This is a genomic window from Deinococcus aquatilis DSM 23025, assembly GCF_000378445.1.
GTDB classification, from domain to species: domain Bacteria; phylum Deinococcota; class Deinococci; order Deinococcales; family Deinococcaceae; genus Deinococcus; species Deinococcus aquatilis.
In genome coordinates, this window is sequence record NZ_KB899794.1 from 1 (window position 1) to 2,039 (window position 2,039).

General features: G+C 55.1%; 2 protein-coding genes. Both read left to right on the forward strand.

From position 1 onward, the window contains the following. Positions 1-372: 372 nt before the first annotated feature. Positions 373-681, forward strand: a complete 309-nt coding sequence (locus F561_RS0124225) for a hypothetical protein (RefSeq protein ID WP_157452172.1) — start codon at positions 373-375, stop codon at positions 679-681. A gap of 448 nt (positions 682-1,129) precedes the next feature. After that, entirely contained in the window at positions 1,130-1,306 is a 177-nt protein-coding gene (locus F561_RS29405; RefSeq protein ID WP_157452173.1) for a hypothetical protein, read from the forward strand. Positions 1,307-2,039 lie beyond the last annotated feature (733 nt).

Sequence of the window (2,039 nt, forward strand, 5' to 3'; positions counted from 1 at the left end):
GAGGATGGCCCATTGCTCGTCCGTCAACCGCATTCATTCAGGATGCCAGTCGTCCTCGCCTCGCTACCGTAACCAATTTCCGGATGATCTCTAGTGCCCAAACCTGGGAGTAGGGACGGCTTCCGCGCAGGCTCCTACAGCATTCGAAGCCCAATGAGCGGTACAACTTGGCCCAGAATGGGACAGAGCAGTTCAAACGCCCTAAATATTTTCCTGAGGACATTCAGCCTCAGCAATGCCGGGCATGGGGTCTACAGTCTTTCGCGTCAGTTGGCAGAGCAGCGAGAACGTGAAGCCATACCTGTAGAGGGCATGAACTGGAATAAAGACTGACCTCACGCGCCTGCGGAGCCAGTCTTGGATGATGGCCCCATGTGCGCCCATACCCCTGTGCAAGTGGTCGATTTCCTTGAAGAGCATCTGGAGCAGCGCTACCCAGGCCTGTACAAAGTGGCGGCGCGGCCTGCCAGTGGCCCCAATCTGGGCGTGACCGAGTACTGCGTGGCGACGGTCGCGGACGGTGGCGCACGGGGCGCTGTATTTCAGTACAACAACCTCATGGCTCACGACCACGGCATCGAGGCGGCAGCTCAAGATCTGTGTGCCGCCGTTGACCGCGTCATTGCTCAGGGGTTGCCTGAACAGCGTCTGGGGGAATACATCGGCTACGACGCCTCCTGAACTCAAACACTTCACCCTGACTCTGCATCCGTTGGATGTGGAGTTTTTCTGTCTTATACGGTGCTAAAGATCACCGAATTGCAGACCACCCATAGCGTCCACCTCTGTATTACACGTACTCACTTGTTGGAAAGGTGCAAGCAGTGGGCGCGTGTGATGGAGTGCCGAGAGTGCAGACCGTAGCGTGCAGGACTGCATGAATGAAGCGGACCTGAATCTGTCCGGACGCGTGCGGGTTCAGTTGTTCGGCAGTTCAGGCAAGTTCCTGATCTTGATGACATCCCTGCTTCTGCTCTGGCGGGTGAGCGAGCACATCTCCTCCAGTAGTGTTGAAATCCTGCCGTGTGTTCAACTCTCAAGACTGCTTTAGGGCATTCGCATCGTCTGATGAGGCCGAAAGAGGACAGTCGAAGCCTCAAAGAAAGTCAGATTTTACGGGAGGAGACAGATGACGCGTCATGATGCAGAGGAGCAGCGCACAGACACCAGTCAACCTCAGGCGGTGCCAGAAGAACACGGCCAACCCGAGCCAACAGACCATCAGGATCAGACGCGCCCCAATCCCAGCACGGGGACAGGCACGCATGGTCGGCCTTCAGACGATTCAGACCCCGGCCACAGCTGAGGAACAAACGACTCTGGAGAATGTCCTCTCTCATGTCAGCTTTTTGAGACGGCATCAGGCGCAATCTGGCTCAATCATGCTTAAGACAGAGAAGCCGACCTCAGTGCCCCCCTTACCCAAACCAGACACCAGCGGCGGGAAAGGCGGGTAGGCCAACAGAAGAAACGCCCTGCATCAGCTTCGGCTGTGGCGGGGCTTCTTTGTCGAGCATTGCTGCTTTATTGCCAGTCCAAGGGAATTGCTGGTCACTGATAGACCAGAGTAGACCAAGGCCGATAAACAAAGACAGCAAGATTCAAAAGAGCAGGTTGAATCTCTCCAATGACTCTACAATGTGAGGTCTTCTTATATTGTAGCGAGTAAGTTTGATAAGAACCGTAAAAATAGCGGTGAAAGTTGAGGTATTGATAAGAGTCTCGCACACCACCAGACCCAGTGCCCGGCCTTCCCCTCCCACCAAAAATAGGGAGGGACTTTTCAGGACTGGCTTCGCCCAGATCAGCTCACTGCAACCTGCTGATGCAGGGCAGCACTTCAGAGATTTGCGAGGGTGAGTGCAGCACCACGTATCACGTCACGGTGGCCCATGGCGATACGGCCCTTTCCCTGAACCTGTTGAAAGAGATCAAGGAGTGAGGCTAGTACAGCGTTCAATTAATACGAATGGTTTCATAGTGGTGTCCAAGGGTTCGTCGCGCGGCCTGAGTTGAGAACTGCCAGTTGAGCGTGATGG